At 64.3% G+C, this 1,582-nt stretch carries 3 protein-coding genes; 2 read left to right on the top strand and 1 reads right to left on the bottom strand.

The window, feature by feature from the left end:
* The coding region (locus EN984_RS33955; RefSeq protein WP_127384325.1) for an MFS transporter at window positions 1-489 on the bottom strand (489 nt) is incomplete at its 3' end.
* A 180-nt stretch (window positions 490-669) separates the two neighbouring features.
* Between EN984_RS33955 and EN984_RS33950 the strand changes: the two genes are divergently transcribed.
* Window positions 670-1,335: a GntR family transcriptional regulator gene (locus EN984_RS33950; RefSeq protein ID WP_127271432.1), complete on the top strand. Its 666-nt coding sequence runs from the start codon at window positions 670-672 to the stop codon at window positions 1,333-1,335.
* A gap of 86 nt (window positions 1,336-1,421) precedes the next feature.
* Window positions 1,422-1,582 (top strand): DUF982 domain-containing protein (locus EN984_RS33945; RefSeq protein ID WP_164765889.1); only part of this gene is annotated, 161 nt, incomplete at its 3' end.

Below are 1,582 nucleotides of genomic sequence, written 5' to 3'. Positions count from 1 at the left end.
GACCAGAGCCCCACCCGTGATGCCGGCCGACAGCAGGCCCAGCGCCCAGCCGGAGCGTTCCTTCGGCGTCTGCATGGCAACGAGGATGGTCGATCCCGAGGAATAGCCACCGGCAAACCCGATCAGCAGCCGCAGCAGCACCAGTTGCCAGACCGTCTGCACCATGCCGGTCAGCGACATGCATATGGCCATGCCGAAGCTGGCGCGAACCAGCATCACCTTGCGGCCGTAGCGGTCGCCGAGACGTCCCCAGAGCGGCGCCACCAGCGCCGCCGCGAAGAACGTCGCGCCATAGGCTATCCCCGACCATTGCACGATCGCCGCGTGGCCCTCGGCGCCGAGCTGCTCGATATAGAGCGGCAGGAACGGCAAAAGCAGCGTCATGGCGACAAGCGTCGAAAACGATCCGGCAACGCACACGAACAGATTGCGCCGCCAGTGGATGTTGTAGGTGCTGTCGGTCGCCGGGGGCGTGTTCTGCTGCTGCATGTCATATGTCCTGTCCCAGCAACTCTTATCGATGCTTGCTGCGGATACCAATTTGGGATACCAAGATGGTGCCCCTGATGGACGCAAGCTTGACCGCTGTCAATGCGACCGTCTCAAACGTGATCGGAAAAGGCGGCCGGCAAGACGATCGCCAGCAACGATCAGAAAATGGAAACGACAATGTCGCAGATGCAGAGCGTCGAAAAACAGCTTCGGCAAATGATCCTGGGCCTCGAGATCGGTCCCGGCGAGAAGCTGACGGAGCGCTGGATCGAGAGCCGCTTCGGCGCGTCGCGAACCCCGGTCAGGGCAGCACTTCTGCGGCTCGAGACCGAGGGCCTGGTCGGCAGGGACGGACGTGGCTGGACGGTGTCGCCGATCAATCTGGCTGAACTCGAGCAGATCGCCGTCTACAGGGAAGCGGTCGAGGTTGCGGCGCTTCGCCTGACATGCAGCCTGGCGGACCGGAGCGCCCTCGATGTCATCGAGGCGATGCTCGAGTCCTGCGACAACGACACGCCGCGCGAGGAATGGCATCGCGTCGGCATGGATTTTCACATCGAACTGGCGCGTCTGTCGGGCAATGAATTCCTGTTCCGGGCGGTGCGCGATGCCATGACGCGCCTGTCGCGGGCGCGTTGGCTGGAGGTCCGCGACGAAGCGGCCCTCAGCCGCGCCTGGGCCGAACATCGCGCCATACTGGCGTCGGCACGCCTTGGCGACGCCGATGAAGCCGCGCGCCTGCTGTCAGGCCACATCGTCGGCAGCCGCGACCGGCTGGTGACGTCGCTGGCCAACGATCGGCGCGGTCTTCGCGCCAGAGGCTTTGCCGTCGTTGCTGCTTAAAGGTGGATGAAGGGGCGCAAAGCGGCGTCTGGACGTATGCGCACTTTCGCCTCGCTTCGCAGACGCCGATGGCGTAAGGAGCGGCCATGGAAAACAACCGATTTGAAACACCTGTGACTGTGAAGTCAGTCGCGGCGGGAAGCACTCAGCTCTTGCGCACGGCGCGTGAGGCTTCCGACTACCTCCTCAACAGCTGGCCCGGCAAGCGCAGCCCCAAGCATCGCGCGGCCCTGCAGGCCTGCCATGA

This window comes from Mesorhizobium sp. M7A.F.Ca.CA.004.12.1.1 (genome assembly GCF_003997835.1).
Lineage (GTDB): Bacteria > Pseudomonadota > Alphaproteobacteria > Rhizobiales > Rhizobiaceae > Mesorhizobium.
Note: the sequence above shows the minus strand (reverse complement) of the source record. Positions and strands in the feature narration are given on the sequence as shown.